Source organism: Paraburkholderia sp. LEh10 (assembly GCF_017814945.1).
In the GTDB taxonomy this organism is placed as follows: domain Bacteria; phylum Pseudomonadota; class Gammaproteobacteria; order Burkholderiales; family Burkholderiaceae; genus Paraburkholderia.
In genome coordinates this window covers 48115-66860 of sequence record NZ_JAGIPX010000017.1, presented here as the reverse complement: position 1 = coordinate 66860, position 18746 = coordinate 48115, and the positions used below count along the sequence as shown (strand labels likewise).

Here is an 18746-nt window from a genome sequence, read left to right as displayed (position 1 = left end):
CCCCTACAGGTCTTTTATATCAGTACCCGCAGTGCCGTTGCGATTCCGTCAAGCATCAGCCAATCCGGCAGATGACGAGCGCGAATCCAGTCGCACGGGCTAAGGAGCATTAAATGGATATTTTCGTCCAGCAGGTTCTCAACGGACTGGTGCTTGGCAGCGTCTACGCCATCATCGCACTGGGCTATACGATGGTGTACGGCATTCTGGGCATCATCAACTTCGCGCACGGCGACGTGCTGATGGTGGGGGCGATGGTTGCCCTCTCCTGTATCGGGGTGTTGCAGAACCACTTCCCCGGTCTGGGCAACGTGCCGACGCTGTGCATCGCGTTGGCGATTGCCGCCGTGGTCTGCGCGATGGTTGGCTACACGATCGAGCGGGTGGCTTACCGGCCGCTGCGCAAGGCACCGCGTCTCGCCCCGCTGATTACCGCGATCGGCGTGTCGATCCTGCTGCAGACGCTCGCGATGATGATCTGGTCGCGCAACCCGCTGCCGTTCCCGCAGCTTCTGCCGACCGATCCCCTGAACGTGATCAAGGCCACGGATACGACGCCGGGCGCCGTGATCTCGATGACGGAAATCGTGATCATCGTGGTCGCGTTCCTCGTGATGGCGGGCCTGCTGCTGCTCGTGCACAAGACGAAGCTCGGCCGCGCGATGCGTGCGATCGCCGAGAACCCGGGCGTCGCCTCGCTGATGGGCGTGAACCCGAACTTCGTGATTTCGGCGACCTTCATGATCGGCTCGGCGCTGGCAGCGCTGGCGGGCGTGATGATCGCGTCGGAATACGGCAACGCGCACTTCTACATGGGCTTCATCCCCGGTCTCAAGGCGTTCACGGCGGCCGTGCTGGGCGGTATCGGCAATCTCGGCGGCGCGATGGTGGGCGGCGTGATTCTCGGTCTGATCGAACAGCTGGGGGCCGGCTATATCGGCAACCTCACGGGTGGCGTTTTCGGCAGTAACTATCAGGACGTGTTCGCATTCATCGTGCTGATCATCGTGCTGGTGTTCCGTCCGTCGGGCCTGCTTGGCGAACGTGTGGCTGACCGTGCATAACGGCGCGTAAGGGAAAGGAGTAAACACAATGACCTCAATTCAACCGATCGAGCCGTCCACGACGCTCATCCCTGAACGGAACATGACGAAGACGCTGGTGGTAGGCGTCATCACCGCCGTGTTCGTAATCGCCGCGCCCTTCATCATCGGCACAGCAGGCGGCAACTACTGGGTCCGCGTGCTCGACTTCGCGATGCTGTATGTGATGCTCGCGCTGGGTCTGAACGTGGTGGTCGGCTTCGCCGGCCTGCTGGACCTGGGCTACATCGCGTTCTATGCGGTCGGCGCGTACACGGCAGCGTTGTTGAGTTCGCCGCACCTGTCGTCGCAGTTCGAATGGATTGCGCATCTCGCGCCGGGCGGACTGCACACGCCGTTCTGGATCATTGTGCCGTGTGCAATGGGGATCGCTGCGTTCTTCGGTGTGATTCTCGGTGCGCCGACGCTGCGTCTGCGTGGCGACTACCTTGCCATTGTGACGTTGGGCTTCGGGGAAATCGTCCGGATCTTCCTGAACAACCTCGACCGTCCGGCCAACATCACCAACGGTCCGAAGGGCATCACGGGTATCGATCCGATCCACGTCGGCGACTTCAGCCTCGCGCAGACGCACTCGCTGTTCGGCTTCCAGTTCCCGTCGGTGTACGCGTACTACTACGTGTTCGTGCTGTGTGCGCTGCTGGTGATCTGGACCTGTACGCGTCTGCAGCACTCGCGTATCGGGCGCGCATGGGCCGCGATCCGCGAAGACGAAATTGCCGCGAAGGCGATGGGCATCAACACCCGTGACGTGAAACTGCTCGCGTTCGCGATGGGCGCGTCGTTCGGCGGCCTGTCGGGCTCGATGTTCGGCATGTTCCAGGGCTTCGTGTCGCCGGAATCGTTCACGCTGCCGGAATCGATCGTCGTGCTGGCGTGCGTGGTGCTGGGCGGCATGGGTCACATCCCGGGCGTGATCCTCGGCGCGGTGCTGCTCGCCGTGCTGCCGGAATTCCTGCGCTCGACGATGGGTCCGCTGCAGCACATGATCTTCGGTCACGAAATCGTCGATACGGAAGTGATCCGTCAGCTCGTGTACGCACTCGCGATGGTGCTGATCATGCTGTACCGCTCGGAAGGCCTGTGGCCGTCGCCGAAGCACGAGGACAAGATCGCGAAGATCGCGAAGCGCAGCGGCAAGAAGCCGGTGCGCGCGTAACGGAAACGGACAGGAGAAACACACATGAGCGACAAGAAAATCCGTCTGTCCGTGAAGGGCGTGAACAAGCGCTTCGGCGGTCTGCAGGCGCTGTCGGATGTCGGCCTCGAAATCGAGGAAGGCTCGATCTACGGTCTGATCGGCCCGAACGGCGCCGGCAAGACCACGTTCTTCAACGTGATTACTGGTCTCTACACGCCCGACTCGGGCGAGTTCAAGCTCGACGGCACGAACTACACGCCGACGGCCGTTTATCAGGTGGCGAAGGCGGGCATCGCGCGGACGTTCCAGAACATCCGTCTGTTCGGCGGCATGACTGCGCTGGAAAACGTGATGGTCGGCCGTCACGTGCGCACGAAACACGGGCTGCTGGGCGCCGTGTTCCAGACGCCAGCTGAGCGTAAAGAGGAGCGCGAGATCAAGGAGCGCGCGCTGGAGCTGCTCGAATACGTGGGCGTGCTGCAGTACGCGGACTACACGTCGCGCAATCTGTCGTACGGTCACCAGCGACGTCTGGAGATCGCACGCGCACTGGCGACCGACCCGAAGCTGCTCGCGCTCGACGAGCCGGCGGCCGGCATGAACGCGACGGAGAAGGTCGAGCTGACGAAGCTGCTCGACAAGATCCGCTCGGACGGCAAGACGATCCTGCTGATCGAGCACGACGTCAAACTGGTGATGGGCCTGTGCAATCGCATGACAGTGCTCGACTATGGCAAGGTGATCGCTGAAGGTCTGCCGCAGGACGTGCAGAAGGACCCGAAGGTGATCGAGGCTTATCTGGGTGCGGGGGTCCACTGATGGCTACGGCAATGTTGAAAATCAAGGGCCTTCAGGTCAACTACGGCGGCATTCAGGCCGTCAAGGGCGTCGACCTGGAGATCGCGCAGGGCGAACTCGTCACGCTGATCGGCGCGAACGGCGCAGGCAAGACGACGACGATGAAGGCGATCACGGGTCTGAAGCCCTATTCGGCGGGCGACATCGAATACATGGGCCAGTCGATCAAGGGCGTGCCGCCGCACGAGTTGCTCAAGCGCGGCCTCGCGATGGTGCCGGAAGGCCGTGGCATCTTCGCGCGCATGTCGATCATCGAGAACATGCAGATGGGCGCTTATCTGCGCAGCGACAATGATGGCATCAAGAAGGACGTCGATCGCATGTTCGGCTTCTTCCCGCGCCTGAAGGAACGCGCGACGCAGCTGGCCGGGACGCTTTCGGGCGGTGAGCAGCAGATGCTGGCGATGGCGCGTGCCGTCATCTCGAAGCCGAGGCTGCTGCTGCTGGACGAGCCGTCGATGGGTCTGTCGCCGATCATGGTCGAGAAGATCTTCGAAGTGGTGCGCGAAATCTCGAAGGAGGGCATCACGGTGATGCTGGTCGAGCAGAATGCGCGTCTTGCGTTGCAGGCCGCGGATCGCGGTTATGTGATGGACTCGGGCACGGTCACGATGTCGGGTGACGCGAAGCAGATGCTAGACGATCCAAAGGTGCGGGCTGCGTATCTGGGCGAGTGATACTCGCGGGTGTTTTTTGCTTGTTGTGATGGAAGGCTGCACGCTAGCGCGTGTGGCCTTTTTTCTCTTTTTGTTTTGCCTTTGATGGCTTTCGCGATTGCGGTCTGTTTTGCCGCTATCGCTGGCATCCGCGATTTGGTTTGCTTTGCCCTGGGCGGGCATCCGCGATGCGCCTCGCGGCGCGAAGGTTGCCCCTGTGCGGGGCGGCACTTACTTTCTTTGCCGCCGCAAAGAAAGTAAGCAAAGAAAGCGGGCTCACCCCGAGCCGCTTGACGATTACCCACGGGCCCCCAACGTTCCGAGTACAGCACCTGCCCAGGGGCCCTCAACGTCCCCACGCTGACAAGGGCGGTGAGATGTTTGGCGCCGTATGTCGGTGCGCAAGCGCCAGATGCGGGTGAGGCGTTAGCCAGCGCGTGGGCAACGGGCGCTCGCCGGTACGCTAGCGCAATAAGTGCGGGGCCGTTGAGAGCCCGTGGGTAGAAACAAGGGTTGGCGGTGTGAGCGGCTTTCTTTGCCTCCTTTCTTTGCCGCGGCAAAGAAAGGAGGTGCCGCCCCGCACAGGGGCAACCTCCGCGCCGGTAGGCGCATCGCGGATGCCCGCGCAGGGCAAAGCAAACCAAATCGCGGATGCCCGCGCAGGGCAAAGCAAACCAAATCGCGGATGCCTGCGCAGGGCAAAGCAAACCAAATCGCGGATGCCCGCGCAGGGCAAAGCAAACCAAATCGCGGATGCCCGCGCAGGGCAAAGCAAACCAAATCGCGAATGCCAGCGACAGTGGCAAAACAGACTGCTATCGCAAATGCCCGCGCAAAGGCAAAGCAAACCGCGACGACTAAGCCGCCGCCGGCGCGTTCGGCGTACGCGCATTGCGCAAATAAAGCATCGTCGACAACGCGACAGCGGCCGCCGCGGCAATCGCCGCAAACAGAAACACCGACCCATATCCGAACTCGCCGGCAATATACCCGGCCAGCGGCCCGGTAATCCCCAGCGACAAATCGAGAAACACCGAATACGCCGAGAGCGCCGCACCACGGCTAGCCGGCGGCACGAGCCCGACCGCCTCGACGCCTAGCGCCGGAAACACCAGCGCAAAACCGAAACCCGTCAGCGCTGCGCCCGCAAGCGCGACATGCGGCTCGGGCGCGAGCCAGAGCAGCAGCAGTCCGACGCACTCGAACGAGAACGACGCAATCGCCACGCGGAAACCGCCGTAAGTCTTGATGGTGTTGGCGAACAGCAGCCGCGAGCCAATGAACATCGTGCCGAACACCGTCAGCGACAGCGCCGCGTTCGGCCAATGGTTCGCCGCATAGAACAGCGTGATGAACGTTGCGATCGAGCCGAAGCCTGCCGAGCCGAGCGCGAGTCCGATGCCGTGCGGCAGCACGCGCGTGAACACGCTTGCGTATGACATGCGCTCCCCATGCACGACGGGCACGGCCGCGATCAGTCGCGTGAGGTAGTAGCCGAGCGCCGCGAGCGCGATCACGACGATGCCGAGCGCGAAAAAGCCGACGCCGCGCGCAATCGCGACGCCGAGCGGCGCGCCAATCGCGAGTGCACCGTAGGTGGCGATGCCGTTCCACGAAATGACGCGCGCATTGTGCGTCGTGCCGACGCGCCCGATGCCCCACAGGATCGCGCCCGTCCCGCACAGGCTTTCGCCGAAGCCGAGCACCAGCCGGCTCAATATCAGCAGGCCGAGACTCAACACGGGCCAGCGGCCGAGCAGCACGGCAAGCAGCAACAGCACGCCGCTCGCGCCGCAGCCGACCAGGCCGATCGTCACCGTCTTCTTGGGACCGAGCGTGTCCGCGGAACGGCCGGCGAGCGGACGCGAAGCAAGCGTCGCGAAGTATTGGACGCTGATCGCGAGGCCCGCCAGCACCGCACTGTAACCAAGGTCGTCATGGACGTAGCCCGGCAGCACCGCGAGCGGAATGCCGATCGTCAGGTAGCAAAGAAACGTGAAAAAAACGACCGGAATGATCTGCAAAGTGGTCGCAAATTCGCTGCGCGATGTGGCGGAGTCGGCGGACATGGGGAAAACGAGACTTGAAATCGGCGGGGAGGCATGATTTTCCCATGGAACCGATTCCCTTGCAGAAGCTATTTGATAAACTTCTCGTCGATAGAATGGGCTCGGCGCATGGTCTGACGGATTTCCGTCAATTTTTCTGTCCGGGCGCCCGTGTCATCGCAGCGTAGATACTAGGCCGGTATGTCCTATACGAGGTATTTCAACGAAATCAATGCTAAAACGGACAAATCGATATAAGGCGCAGCATTCATCGCCGTCTCAATTTATCGGCGCAGTTATATGTCCCCCATGCGATCGGGCCTATGGGTTGTGAATATTGATGATGCTACTTTTCGAACCGTCAGCCGCACCGCCCGCATTCCCCTGCGGACGCGACCAACCGAAACGAGCAACAGACATGAGCCAGCCCATCCGCTTCTACCATCGCAACGCGATCCGTGAGATCACCGACGCGCCCGTCACCCGCACGGTTCTCCAATACCTGCGCGAAGACGCGCGCTGCACGGGCACCAAGGAAGGCTGCGCGGAAGGCGACTGCGGCGCGTGCACAGTCGTGATCGGCGAGCGCGACGGCGCGGGTGGCGTCAGCTTCAAGGCGGTCAACGCATGCATCCAGTTTCTGCCGACGCTCGACGGCAAGGCGCTCTTCACTGTCGAAGACCTGCGTCAGCCGGACGGCGGCCTGCATCCGGTGCAGCAGGCGCTGGTCGAGTGCCATGGATCGCAGTGCGGCTTCTGCACGCCAGGCTTCGTGATGTCGATGTGGTCGATGTACGAGAAGCACGGCCATGAGCACGCATGCGCGAGCAGAACGGTGCCGGACCGGGCCGACATCGCCAACGCGCTGACGGGCAACCTGTGCCGCTGCACCGGTTATCGCCCGATCATCGAGGCGGCCGAGCGCATGTTCCAGTTGCCCGCGCCGAAAGCGCCCGTCGATGTGAAGGCGCTCGCCGAGCAGCTCGCGAAGCTTGAGCGCGGCGACACCTTCCACTACGAATGCAACGGCCAGAAGTTCGACGCGCCGCGCACCGTCGAGGCGCTCGCGAAGATCATGGCCGACGCGCCGACGACGCGCATCCTCGCCGGCAGCACCGATGTCGGCCTGTGGGTCACGAAGATGATGCGCGAGCTCGGACATATCGTGTACGTCGGCCAGATCGCCGACATGCAGAAGGTCGAAACGAACGACGACTGGATCGAGATCGGCGCCGGTGTCACGGTCGAGCGCGCGTATGCCGAACTGGCGAAGCAGTATCCCGAACTCACCGAGATGTGGCAGCGCTTCGCATCGCTGCCGATCCGCAATGCGGGCACGCTTGGCGGCAATGTCGCGAACGGTTCGCCCATCGGCGATTCGATGCCGGGCCTGATCGCGCTCGGTGCGCGCGTCGTGCTGCGCGGCGGCGACATCGAACGCGAATTGCCGCTCGAAGACCTGTATCTCGCGTATCAGAAAAAGGATATGGCCGCGCATGAGTTCGTCGTCGGTCTGAAGGTGCCCGCGCGCAACGAGGCGCGCAAGCATTTCCAGTTCCGCACGTACAAGATCTCGAAGCGCTTCGACTCGGATATTTCCGCTGTGTGCGCGGCGTTCTCGTTTATCGCCGACGGCGAGACGATCCGTGAGCCGCGCATCGCGTTCGGCGGGATGGCCGCGACGCCGAAGCGCGCGACGCATGCCGAAGCCGCGCTCGCCGATGCCGCCTGGCACGAGGCGACCGCGCACATCGCGATGATCGCGCTCGCGAAAGACTACCAGCCGCTCTCCGACATGCGCGCGACGAGCGACTACCGGCTCGAGGCCGCGAAGAACACGCTGTACCGCTTCTGGCTCGAAACGCGCCCGAACGATCCGCTGCAAAAGAGCGCGCTCGATGTGCGCGCAGTCGTCGCGGCCGGCGAGACGGCCTGACGCAAACAGGAAACGGAGAACCAACAGAATGAACCAGCAAGCCGAACCGTTCCTGAAGGACGCCAGGGAACTCGCCGAATTTACCCAAGTGCACGTGTCGCGCCCGCACGAGTCCGCGCATCTGCACGTGAGCGGCCGCGCAACCTACACCGACGACATTCCGGAGCTCGCCGGCACGCTGCACGCGGCGCTCGGCCTATCGCCGAAAGCGCACGCGAAGATCCTGTCGATGTCGTTCGACAAGGTGCGCGCGACGCCCGGCGTGGTCGCCGTCTTCACGGCGGGCGACATTCCCGGCCACAACGATTGCGCGCCGATCGTCAAAGGCGACGATCCCATTCTCGCGGACGGCGTCGTCCAGTACGTCGGCCAGCCGATGTTCATCGTCGTCGCGACGTCGCACGATGCGGCGCGACTCGGCGCGCGTCGCGCGGACATCGAATTCGAGGAACTCCCCGCCGTGCTGACGGCGCAGCAGGCGCGCGCCGCGAACCAGAGCGTGATCCCGCCGATGAAGCTTGCGCGCGGCGACGCGGAGTCGAAGCTCGCGCGCGCGACGTATCGCGAAGCGGGCGAAATGCTGCTCGGCGGCCAGGAGCAGTTCTATCTGGAAGGGCAGATTTCGTACGCGGTGCCGAAGGACGACGACGGCATGCACGTGTGGTGCTCGACGCAACACCCGACGGAGATGCAGCACCTCATCGCGCATGTGCTGGGCGTGCATTCGCATAGCGTGCTGGTCGAATGCCGGCGCATGGGCGGCGGCTTCGGCGGCAAGGAATCGCAGTCGGGCCTGTTCGCGTGCTGCGCAGCGCTCGCCGCGTGGAAGCTGCTGTGTCCCGTGAAGCTGCGTCCTGATCGCGACGACGACATGATGGTGACGGGCAAGCGCCACGACTTCCATTACACGTACGACGTCGGCTACGACGACGAAGGCTTGATCGACGGCGTTTGTGTCGATATGACGTCGCGCTGCGGCTTTTCCGCCGACCTGTCCGGCCCCGTGATGACGCGCGCCGTCTGCCACTTCGACAACGCGTACTATCTGTCGGACGTCAAGATCGACGGCTTCTGCGGCAAGACGAATACGCAATCGAACACGGCGTTTCGCGGTTTTGGCGGCCCGCAGGGCGCATTCGCGATCGAGTACATCATGGACAACGTCGCGCGCTCGCTCGGCAAGGACTCGCTCGACGTGCGCCGCCGCAATCTGTACGGCAAGACGGAGCGCAACCAGACGCCGTATGGGCAGATCGTCGAAGACAACGTGATTCACGAACTGATCGACGAACTCGAAGCGACAAGCGACTATCGCAGGCGCCGCGCCGAAGTGCTCGAATTCAACCGCAACAACGAAGTGCTGAAAAAGGGCCTCGCGCTCACGCCTGTCAAGTTCGGTATCGCGTTCAACGTCACGCACTTCAATCAGGCAGGCGCGCTCGTTCATATCTATACGGATGGCTCCGTGCTCGTGAATCACGGCGGCACGGAAATGGGCCAGGGGCTCAACACGAAGGTCGCGCAGGTCGTCGCGCATGAACTCGGCGTGAGCTTTAGCCGCGTGCGGGTGACGGCCACCGATACGTCGAAGGTCGCGAACACGTCGGCCACGGCGGCATCGACGGGTTCGGACGTGAACGGCAAGGCCGCGCAGGATGCCGCGCGCCAGTTGCGCGAGCGGCTCGCCGCATTCGCCGCCGAGAAGTTCGGCGCGGGCGAAGTGACGGCAGCGCAGGTGCGTTTCGCGGGCGACTGCGTGCTGGTCGGCGAAGCCATCGTCCCGTTCGAGGAAGTGATCGCGAAGGCCTATCTCGCGCGCGTCCAGTTGTGGTCCGACGGTTTCTACGCGACGCCGAAGCTCTATTGGGATCAGGCGAAGCTGCAAGGGCGGCCGTTCTTCTACTACTCGTATGGCGCGGCCGTGTCGGAAGTCGTGATCGACACGCTGACGGGCGAAATGCGCGTGCTGCGCGCCGATGCGCTGCATGATGTCGGCGCGTCGCTGAACCCGGCGATCGACGTGGGCCAGGTCGAAGGCGGCTTCATCCAGGGCATGGGCTGGCTGACGACGGAAGAGTTGTGGTGGAACGCGGGCGGCAAGCTGATGACGCACGCGCCGTCCACGTACAAGATTCCGACCGTCAACGACACGCCGCCCGATTTCCGCGTGCGGCTGTTCAAGAACCGCAACGCGGAGGACAGCATTCACCGCTCGAAGGCGACAGGCGAGCCGCCGCTGTTGCTGCCGTTCTCAGTGTTCTTCGCGATCCGCGATGCCGTCGCCGCCGTGGGCAACTATCAGGTGAATCCGCCGCTGAACGCGCCCGCGACGGGCGAGGAAATCCTCAAGGCGATCCGCGCAGTGCGCGCCGCACGCTAAACTTCAGAAGAGGGCACTCGTCATGGTGCAGGTTCCGTCTTTTGCGGAGATGCCGGTTCAGATCGGCCGCCGCAGTTCCCACGCGACAAGGTTGCCGCCGCCGATGCATGTCGTGCTGTTCGGCGCAGGCCACGTCGGCCATGCGCTGATCGCGCTGCTCGGCCGTCTGCCGTGCGTCGTGCAATGGGTGGATGAGCGCGACGAACTCTTTCCGGACGAAGTGCCCGCGAACGTGCAGATCGAAGCGACCGACACGCCCGACGCCATCGTCGACGCAGCGCCGCCCGGCGCGTATTTCCTCGTGATGACGCACAACCACGCGCTGGATTTCTCGCTCGCCGAGCGCATCATGCGGCGGCGCGACTTTGCGTACTTCGGGATGATCGGCTCGAAGACCAAGCGTGTGAAGTTCGAGCGACGTCTGATCGATCGCGGCGTCGATGCGCAGCGTCTGTGCGAGATGACCTGTCCGATCGGCGTGCCGGGTATCGTCGACAAGGCGCCGCCTTCCATTGCAATCGCCGTCTGCGCTGAACTGCTGCAAGTGCGTTCTCAGCAGATTTCTCTGGCTGATCACGGGTCTGCTCAGGACGCCGTTTGCGTCAGCGCCTGATGATCACCGGCTGATTCCTCCAGCGGGCGCAGCGGGAACAGGCGCTGCGCCCGTTTTTTCTTTCCGTTCGTCGTCGCTCCCCGCGCTCGCACGCGAGCGCCGTCCCTTCTTTGCCACCAGCATCTCCGACACCTGCGACATCAACCCGCGCAGCCATGCGACATCGCTTGGGCGGTCCGGCTGCGGATGCCACATCTGATAGCACTTGATGCGCGGAAACGGAATCGGCACATCGACGACGGCGAGCGGCAGCAACGCCGCGTAGTGCGTCGCGAAGCGGCGCGTCGTCGTGAAGATCAGATCCGATTGCAGCAGCACTTGCGGCACGAGCCCGAAGTAGGGCAGCGTGGCGACGATCCGGCGCGCCGCGTGTGCGCGCGCGAAGCCCGTATCGATTGCGCCGCCGCGCGCGCCGCTGTAGTGCGCCGGTGCGAGATGCGGAGCGGCGAGATAGGCGTCGCGCGTGAGCGGCGCTTTTGCCAGCGGATGATCGGCGCGCATCATGCAGACGACGGTATCGGCGAACAGATCGCTGCGCTCGAAGCGCGGATCGGGTTTCGGCCAGTTGCCGATCACGAGATCGAGTTCGCCTGCATCGAGCGCCGACACGTGATCGAGCAGCGGCCCGAGCGACTCGATTTCGAGCCTCGCGTGCGGCGCCGCTTCGCGAAACAGCGCGATCACAGTCGGCATGAAGAAGTCGTTCAGGTAATCGGGTGCGGCGATGCGGAACGTGCGGCGCGAGCGCGCCGGGTCGAAGTCGCCGTGCGGCGTCGCGACGAAATCGACATCGCGTAATACCTTCTGCGCGGACGCGAGCAGCGATTCGCCATACTCCGTCGGCACCATGCCCGACTTGCCGCGCACGAGGATGGGATCGTTCAGCGTTTCGCGCAGCTTGCGCAGCGCGGTGCTGATGGCAGGCTGCGTCTGGTTCAGCCGCAGCGCGGTTTGCGTGACGCTGCGCTCGACGAGCAGCGTGCGCAGCACGCGCACGAGCCAGATATCGAGTGAAGCGGCGTTGTCGTCCATGTATCGGCGGGGCGGGGAAGGCCCGTTGATGGCGTTCGAATGCTTTTGTCAGATGGTGCATTCGCGCATGCGGCGGCGTTGATCGACGCCTCGCCGCGCGCGAGGCTATAACCTTAGGCCCGTTTGCCACGCGCCGGCCATAGCGGGCGCGGTATGACGGGGATCACAACAGCCAGCCCTCCGCCGGAGTTGGGAGCGTCGTGCAACAGGCGACGTGCAACAGGCGACGTGCAACGAACGCGATGCACGAACGCGCCGCTCAAGCGTTTGCCAATCCCGACGGCAGCGACGTGATCCGTTTCACTTCCTTCGAGTCGAGCCAGTTCGGCGTGCGCGCGCAGTAGAGCACCATCGGCAGCGCGTCCTCGCCCCAGAACAACTGGTTGTTCAGCCAGAACGTCGGCACGCCGAACACGCCGAGCGCAATCGCGTCTGCGCAGTTGCGCGACAGCTGCGCGAGCGTCGATTCGCGCTCGATCAGTTCCAGCCCGTCCGGCACTTTCAGGCGCTCGCAAAGATCGGCAAAGCCGTCGGCGCTCGACGGATCGCGCCCGTCGCGCCAGATGAAGCGGAAAATTTCCCGCACCGTGGTCAGTTCCGAGCCGAGCGCGACGGCGAGCAGGATCGCTTTTGAAGAGTCGAACGGATGTGCAGGCGGCATGCGGAACGGAATGCCCAACTGCTCCGCGCGAAAGAGTGCGTACCGGTACGTGAAAATGCGTTTTGCGGGCACGTCATAGGCGACCCGCTGGCCCCAGTGGCGATACAGATCGTTCAGACGCACGGGCGTCAGCGTGAACGGCAGCTCAGGCCACTTGTCGTGCTGTTCTAGCAGCAGATAGGAGAACGGTGAGACAAAATCGTAAAACCACAGTGGCTGCCTGGCGTCGATGCCATCGGTCATGATGTCTCCCGGTTACCTGAATCAGAGGGCTGTCGGAGGATGCCGTGCGTCAGCCCGTTCTGGTTGTTTCGATCTTACGCGGAGCACGCCGCGTGCGCATCATTTGACGAAATGACGTTGCGGCAGCAGGTTTTCAGCGGACGCCGGCAACCCAGTCGCGAGGCACGCGCGGGCCGGCCGCTCTCGTCGTCGGCTTTGCCTTCCAGGGCTGCCTGGCCCGCGCGGCTCTCCTATTTGCCGTGGCCTTCGTGACTCGCCGCGCGGGCTTCGGCGCGGCCGACGGTGGCGGGTTGGGCGCCCGCCGCAAGGCCAGTGTCCGGCGCACCGCCGCCGTCACGCGTGGCGGCTTCCGGATCGCGTGTCAGGCGCGCCCGCACGAAGCCGATATGCTCGCGCAGCACGTAGAACTGATCCGCGTACGCCAGCGGCATTTTCAGTCCGTTGACGGATTCCTCGATCTTGTCGAGCCGCTCGACGAGCGCCTCGCGCTCAGCCGCCGAGGTATCGCCAAGCGCCTCACGTTCGATCGCGATCAGCGCGCCGTACCAGCGGTAGATGCGCGATTTCACGCGCCACGCATACAACGACGGCACGAGCCGCAGCCCCGGAATCAGCACGACGATGACGGGCACCAGCACGACCAGCAGCCGGTCCGCGAGGCTCGCGAGCCAGAACGGCAGCATCCGGTAGAGGAAGCCCTTGCCCGACTTGTAGTAGCGCGACGCGTCGTCGCTGATCGGGAAGTCGTGCGCGAGCGGTGCGGGGAATTCGCCCGCTTTCTGCAACGCCGTCGCCTTGCCGTGGACCTCGCGCGCCGCTTCGATCAGCAGATCGGACAACGCGGGATGCAGCGAGTCGCGTGCGACCAGTTCCTCGGTGGGCGCGACCATGTGCAGCGTTGTCGACGGCAGGTTCTTGCCGAGATCGAACGAGCCCATCGGTATTTCGAGCTGCGTCACGTACGGGAAGCGCTTCGCGTACGCCGGGGCCTGCGTGAAGTCGTAGAACTGCACGCCCGCCGTGCGGTAGAGCTTGCCCATCACGGGCGGCTGCGCGGAGTCGCCCGTGAGAATCGCGGCGTCGATCTTGCCTTCCGTCAGCGCCTTCGCGGCCTCGTCACCGGACAGCGGCAGGAGCTTCGTCGGGCCGTCGGGCGTGATGCCGTTCGCCTTCAGGAACTGCAACGCGAGCTCGCGCGTGCCGCTGCCTTCCGCGCCGATCGCGACGCGCTTGCCCTTGAACTCGGACAACAGTGTGACAAGCGGTCCGCGATAGAAGATCGCGACGGGCACATACGCGACGCTGCCGAGCGACATCAGGCCGTCCGTCGCACGCGAAGGCGCGATGCCGTCCTGCACGAAGCCGACGTCGACGTTCGCGTGCGGATCGGTCAGGTGTTTCAGGTTGTCGGCGGAGCCTTCTGTCTCCAGCACGTTCAACGTGATGCGGTTGCGCGCGAGGATTTTCTTGTACTTCTGCGCGGCGACCCAGAAGGTGCTGCCTTTCGGGCCGGCCGCCATCGTCAGCGTGTCGGGCGGCGCGGGCTGGATCAGGCGCACGGCGATATAGATCGCGATGGCGCTGATCAGCAGGATCGGGCCGAACGATACCGCGAGGTCGCGCCATGAGATCGCCACGAACCGCGCGACGAGGCGCGGTGGTGGCTTGCGTTCGGAAATGCGTGCCGGGCGACGTCCGTCGGAAGGCTTCATTGGATGTGTTGCGTTCTGGTGAGTTCAATGGTGTCGAGCGGGCGTCCGCCGAGGGGATGCGTGCGATCGGCAGGGCGCATTGCAGGAGCTATGCCAGGTACGGATCTCGCTCGCCCACACGTGGTCCGCGTGGCGTGGGCCGCCCGTCAAGTGAGCTTCAAGGGCCGCGCGCCGCAGCATTGCCGGAGCCCGGGGGCGCACGAAGGCCGCAAGCCCCTTGGCGATGGAGCGCGCAGCCGGGCGCGAGCGCCTCGACGTTCGCGCCGATGGTACATGAGATTGGTGACGCGGCGGCGCGCGGGGCGCAAGCTTGGCGCCACAAACGCGTAACAAAACGTGTGGCCCGCACGTGCCTCGCGCGTGACCCGCACGTGAACCCGCGTGCCTCGCACGTGACCCGCGTGCCTCGCGCGTGACCCGCGCGTGACCCGCGCGTGAACCCGCGTGCCTCGCGCGTGAACCCGCGTGCCTCGCACGTGACCCGCACGTGAACCCGCGCGTGCCCCGCAGATGACCTTCAGATGACCTTCAAATGACGGAGGAACTGGCGCGGAGCGAGCGCAGACATCGCCCGTTGCCGCTCGCGACGGACGCGCGAAAGGCTGCCGGGAAATCTTTAGATTCCGTTGCCTCGACCGGAAAAAAAGCCTCGGCAAAATACCCCGGCAAAAAGCCGTCAGAAGCAACGGGAAGCGCGGCGATCGCGCAATATCCTTTGCACATCTTGCCCGGCTAGATTACATTGGCATCGCTGCCGCAAATCGACGTGTGCGCAGCGCGACCCGGGCAGACCGACGAGACCAGGGCGCGTTGTCCGCCGCGCGGCGCACGGCCCGTCCGGTGCATCGCCAAGCGCGCGTGCATCGCGCGGCCGCCACTTCCAATGCCTCTCTCGCAGATCGTGACACCGCTCCAGGCTCGCCATTGCCTCGTTGCGCCTTCGTGCGCGGCGTGCGATCGGGCCGCATGTAGTCGTAACGAAGCCGCTAGCCAAACGCGGTCCAAACCAAAGCAAAAGGAGAAGTCATGAAATCGGTCGATTTTCTGAAGGCAGTGGGTGGTGTTGTTGCAATGGTCGTCGCATGCCACACGTATGCCCAGGCAAGCGACTCCGCATCCACCGGCACGACGGCCGCTGCACCCGCCGCCAGCTCGAAGAAGGAAAACCGCGCGCTCGGCAAGAAGGTCCGTTCGGCGCTCGCGAAGACGCAAGGTCTCGATGTGTCGAACATCAACGTGCGCGCCCGTAGCGGCGCTGTCACGCTGACGGGCACCGCTCCCGACAACGACCAGATCCAGAAGGCTGGCGAAGTCGCGAAGGGCGTGGCAGGTGTGACTTCCGTGACGAACAAGATCAACGTCCAGCAGCAGTAAGCGATGACAGCCGCGCCCCGATCGGATTGCGATCCGCCCGGGCGTGGGCCGCGGCTGGCCGGTAGGCGGCAAACGGCATACGGCAGGATGCGGCGTGCTTGCCGGTTCGAATGACAAGCGGGCTCCCGTGACGAACGGGAGCCCGTTTCGTTTTTGCGCGGTGTCGCGCGGCATTGCGCTGCGCGCGCATCGGGCGTGATGGGATAGCGTGCATGCGCGTGGGCGTCGTGCGACCTCGTTGGCAAGGTGAGCGCATTCGGCGCGAAACTTGTGCTTGAGTAGCGGCCGTCGCCGAGCCCGCAGCGGCTCTATCCGGTCATGTCAGGTCATGGCTGGTGCGGCGAGGCGAGGGCACGGCGTCGACAACAAGGCAACGGAGACGACGATGACAGGGAATCTGCCGTTCAGACGGGCCGCCACGGCCCTTTGCAGCGCACTGGCTTCGGTGCTCCTCGCCGCGTGCGGCCACAGCGACGATCAGCATTCTTCGCAGAACACCAATCCGCTGCCGGCCTTCGTGGTGTCGAGCAGCGTCACCACGACCACTTACGACGGCAACAGCGACGACCTGCTGACAGGCGGCCTCGGCAAGACGGGCCTCGCGTCCGCGACGCCGCCTTCGTTTTCGAACTCGGCGAGTCCGAAGCCGTCCGAACTGCGGCGCCTGGCGATCTGGTCGAACTATCGCGCGCTCGTCGACATGTCGGCGAACGGCGGCTATGGGCGCTTCTGGGGGCCCAACGTCGATCTGAACGGCAACGACACGCTCGGCGAAGGCAAGATCGCGGGCACCGAATACCTTGCGTACGCCGACAACGGCACCGGCAAGCTGAACGTGACGTTGATGGTCCAGGTGCCATCGACGTTCGACCCGAACAACCCCTGCATCGTCACGGCGACGTCGTCGGGCTCGCGCGGCATCTACGGCGCGATCTCGGCGGCGGGCGAGTGGGGCCTCAAGCGCGGCTGCGCGGTGGCCTACACCGACAAGGGCAGCGGCAACGGCGCGCACGAGCTGCTGTCGGGACTCGTCACGCTGATGAACGGCACGGTTGCGGCGGCTTCGGCGGCGGGCACGGCGAGCCTCTTTACGGCGAACGTGTCGTCGAGCGATCTGACGTCGTTCAACGCGGTGACACCGAACCGCTATGCGTTCAAGCACGCTCACTCGCAGCAGAACCCCGAGCAGGACTGGGGCAGGAACACGCTCAAAGCCGTGCAGTTCGCGTACTGGGCGCTCAACAACCAGTTCCCGCTGTCCACGGGCAGCGGCTCTCAGGGCGTGCGCTACGGCACGGGGAGCATCACGACGATCGCAGCCTCCGTCAGCAACGGCGGCGGCGCGTCGCTCGCGGCGGCGGAGCAGGATACGCAAGGATGGATCACAGCCGTCGTGGTCGGCGAGCCGCAGATCAACCTGAACATGGTGTCGGCGGCGAAGGTGTTCGAGAGCGGCGTGCAGATTCCCACAGCGGGCGCGCCGCTCGCCGACTACATGACCTACGCGAACATGCTGCAGCCGTGTGCGGCGGCCGCGACGGCGGCCGTGGGCTCGCCCTACCTGACGGCGCTGCCGACGGCGACGACGCAGGCGATCCGCAAGGCGCGTTGCGCATCGCTCGCGGCGGGCGGATTCGTGAGCGGCGCGGACGAGACGAGCCAGGCGAACGACGCGCTCACGAGGCTGCACGACGCTGGCTACGAGACGGATTCCGATCTGCTGCATGCACCGATGTGGGATTCGCAGGCTGTGCCCGCTGTCGCCGTCACGTACGCGAACGCTTACACGAAGTCGAGCGTGATCGACAACCTGTGCGGCTTCAGCTTCGGCACGACGAATGCGACGACAGGCACAGCGGGCGTGACGCCGACGGTGTCGCCGATGTTCAACGTGTTTGGCGTGGGCAACGGCGTGCCGCCCACCGACGGGATCAATCTCGTCTACAACCTGTCGGCGTCGCCGGCCGGCGCGGATCATCGGCTCGCCACGCCGGACGCGAGCTTCACGGGCGCCGCCTGCCTGCGCGCGCTATGGACGACGGGCGACCCGCGCATGCAGCAGAACGTCGATGCGATTCGCGTGAACGCGAACCTGCGCGGCAAGCCAGCCATCATCGTGCAGGGCCGCAGCGATGCGCTCGTGCCCGTGAACCAAGCGTCGCGCGCGTACCTGGCCGTGAACAGCATCACGGAAGCATCGAAGAGCCAGCTGTCGTTCTACGAAGTCATGAACGGCCAGCACTTCGATGCTTTCCTGAGCACGCCCGGCTTCGACTCGCGCTTCATTCCGGTGCACTACTACGACATCCAGGCGCTGAACCTGATGTGGAATCACCTGAAGAGCGGCGCGCCGCTGCCGCCGTCGCAGGTGGTGCGCGCGGTGCCGCGCGGCGGCACGCCCGGCGCCGCGCCCGCGCTCACGACGGCCAATCTGCCCGCGATCTCGATGAGCCCGGGTTCGAACGCGATTCAGGTGGGCGCGGGCGCAGTGAACGTGCCGAAGTGAAGTGCGGCGTCGCGCGTCACGCGTCACGCGGTGCCGCGTGACGGCGGCACGACACGGCGTTGGCGAATCATGCGACGCATGCCCCCTGCATCGCCCGTATCGTCCATAGGCGACGGAGATTCGTGCTTGTTCGCCTTGACATACTGTTTACCCGTCGAGTGCAGTACTGTGAAGGTATGGAAGCTTCCGGAGCGACGGCCATGGACACGACCCGCTTCACCTACACCGATCTTCCCATCGGCGAACGTGCAGCGTTCGAGCTTGTATGCGCGCGCCACGGCTTTGCGCCGGCGCACTTCGACATCACGGCGAGCGACGACCCCGGCGACGCGTCGCATCATTCGCGCCTTTTGACGATACGGCGCGGAGGCTGGGCGCAGTCGTATCACGAGGACACGGCGGGGCACTGGGTCCGCCAGTTCGAGACGGATCTGAACTGCCGCTTCTTCAAATGATCCGCTGATTGCAGCGCGGTTGGCGGCG

The 18746-nt window shown here is 64.6% G+C and carries 15 protein-coding genes; 11 read left to right on the top strand and 4 right to left on the bottom strand.

Features of this window, described 5'->3' with window-relative positions; genetic code table 11:
* The first annotated feature begins 113 nt into the window (after positions 1-113).
* Genes J8I87_RS16410 through J8I87_RS16395 form a run of 4 tightly spaced genes read left to right on the top strand, consistent with a single transcriptional unit; the run spans position 114 to position 3779 of the window.
* A complete protein-coding gene (locus tag J8I87_RS16410) occupies positions 114-1064 on the top strand; it encodes a branched-chain amino acid ABC transporter permease (protein ID WP_209932538.1) in 951 nt (316 codons plus the stop codon).
* A 28-nt stretch (positions 1065-1092) separates the two neighbouring features.
* Positions 1093-2262, top strand: coding sequence for an ABC transporter permease subunit (locus J8I87_RS16405; protein WP_209932537.1), 1170 nt, complete (start codon positions 1093-1095; stop codon positions 2260-2262).
* 24 nt (positions 2263-2286) lie between these two features.
* Entirely contained in the window at positions 2287-3063 is a 777-nt protein-coding gene (locus J8I87_RS16400; RefSeq protein ID WP_209932536.1) for an ABC transporter ATP-binding protein, read from the top strand.
* Positions 3063-3779, top strand: coding sequence for an ABC transporter ATP-binding protein (locus tag J8I87_RS16395; RefSeq protein WP_209932535.1), 717 nt, complete (start codon positions 3063-3065; stop codon positions 3777-3779). Before J8I87_RS16400 ends, J8I87_RS16395 begins: the two co-directional genes overlap by 1 nt.
* Before the next feature lie 836 nt (positions 3780-4615).
* Here the strand turns inward: J8I87_RS16395 and J8I87_RS16390 are convergent.
* On the bottom strand, positions 4616-5827 hold the full coding sequence (locus J8I87_RS16390; RefSeq protein ID WP_209932534.1) for an MFS transporter: 1212 nt from the start codon (positions 5825-5827) through the stop codon (positions 4616-4618).
* A gap of 397 nt (positions 5828-6224) precedes the next feature.
* Between J8I87_RS16390 and xdhA the strand changes: the two genes are divergently transcribed.
* The 3 genes from xdhA to xdhC are packed head-to-tail and all read left to right on the top strand — an operon-like array spanning position 6225 to position 10735.
* Positions 6225-7742, top strand: coding sequence for a xanthine dehydrogenase small subunit (gene xdhA / locus J8I87_RS16385; protein ID WP_209932533.1), 1518 nt, complete (start codon positions 6225-6227; stop codon positions 7740-7742).
* Positions 7743-7770: 28 nt separating this feature from the next.
* Complete coding sequence (gene xdhB / locus J8I87_RS16380) at positions 7771-10122, top strand: xanthine dehydrogenase molybdopterin binding subunit (protein WP_209932531.1); 2352 nt, start codon at positions 7771-7773, stop codon at positions 10120-10122.
* 22 nt (positions 10123-10144) lie between these two features.
* Complete coding sequence (xdhC, locus tag J8I87_RS16375; protein WP_209932530.1) at positions 10145-10735, top strand: xanthine dehydrogenase accessory protein XdhC; 591 nt, start codon at positions 10145-10147, stop codon at positions 10733-10735.
* A gap of 3 nt (positions 10736-10738) precedes the next feature.
* Here xdhC and J8I87_RS16370 read toward each other — a convergent pair whose 3' ends face one another.
* The 3 genes from J8I87_RS16370 to J8I87_RS16360 all read right to left on the bottom strand — a co-directional run bounded on the left by J8I87_RS16370 (position 10739) and on the right by J8I87_RS16360 (position 14383).
* Positions 10739-11767, bottom strand: coding sequence for a LysR substrate-binding domain-containing protein (locus tag J8I87_RS16370; protein ID WP_209932529.1), 1029 nt, complete (start codon positions 11765-11767; stop codon positions 10739-10741).
* A gap of 259 nt (positions 11768-12026) precedes the next feature.
* Positions 12027-12671: a 2-hydroxychromene-2-carboxylate isomerase gene (locus J8I87_RS16365; RefSeq protein WP_209932528.1), complete on the bottom strand. Its 645-nt coding sequence runs from the start codon at positions 12669-12671 to the stop codon at positions 12027-12029.
* A 230-nt stretch (positions 12672-12901) separates the two neighbouring features.
* Positions 12902-14383 carry a TAXI family TRAP transporter solute-binding subunit gene (locus tag J8I87_RS16360; RefSeq protein ID WP_209932527.1) on the bottom strand — a complete coding sequence of 494 codons (1482 nt, stop codon included), beginning with the start codon at positions 14381-14383 and terminating at the stop codon, positions 12902-12904.
* Between the two features lie 532 nt (positions 14384-14915).
* Between J8I87_RS16360 and J8I87_RS16355 the strand changes: the two genes are divergently transcribed.
* From J8I87_RS16355 to J8I87_RS16340, 4 genes are all read left to right on the top strand, one after another.
* On the top strand, positions 14916-15119 hold the full coding sequence (locus tag J8I87_RS16355) for a hypothetical protein (RefSeq protein WP_209932526.1): 204 nt from the start codon (positions 14916-14918) through the stop codon (positions 15117-15119).
* Positions 15120-15409: 290 nt separating this feature from the next.
* On the top strand, positions 15410-15757 hold the full coding sequence (locus J8I87_RS16350; protein WP_209932524.1) for a BON domain-containing protein: 348 nt from the start codon (positions 15410-15412) through the stop codon (positions 15755-15757).
* Positions 15758-16142: 385 nt separating this feature from the next.
* The gene (locus J8I87_RS16345; protein WP_209932523.1) at positions 16143-18263 is read left to right on the top strand and encodes a D-(-)-3-hydroxybutyrate oligomer hydrolase; all 2121 of its coding nucleotides are present in this window, start codon (positions 16143-16145) and stop codon (positions 18261-18263) included.
* 200 nt (positions 18264-18463) lie between these two features.
* Entirely contained in the window at positions 18464-18718 is a 255-nt protein-coding gene (locus tag J8I87_RS16340) for a hypothetical protein (RefSeq protein ID WP_209932522.1), read from the top strand.
* The last annotated feature ends 28 nt before the right edge of the window (positions 18719-18746 follow it).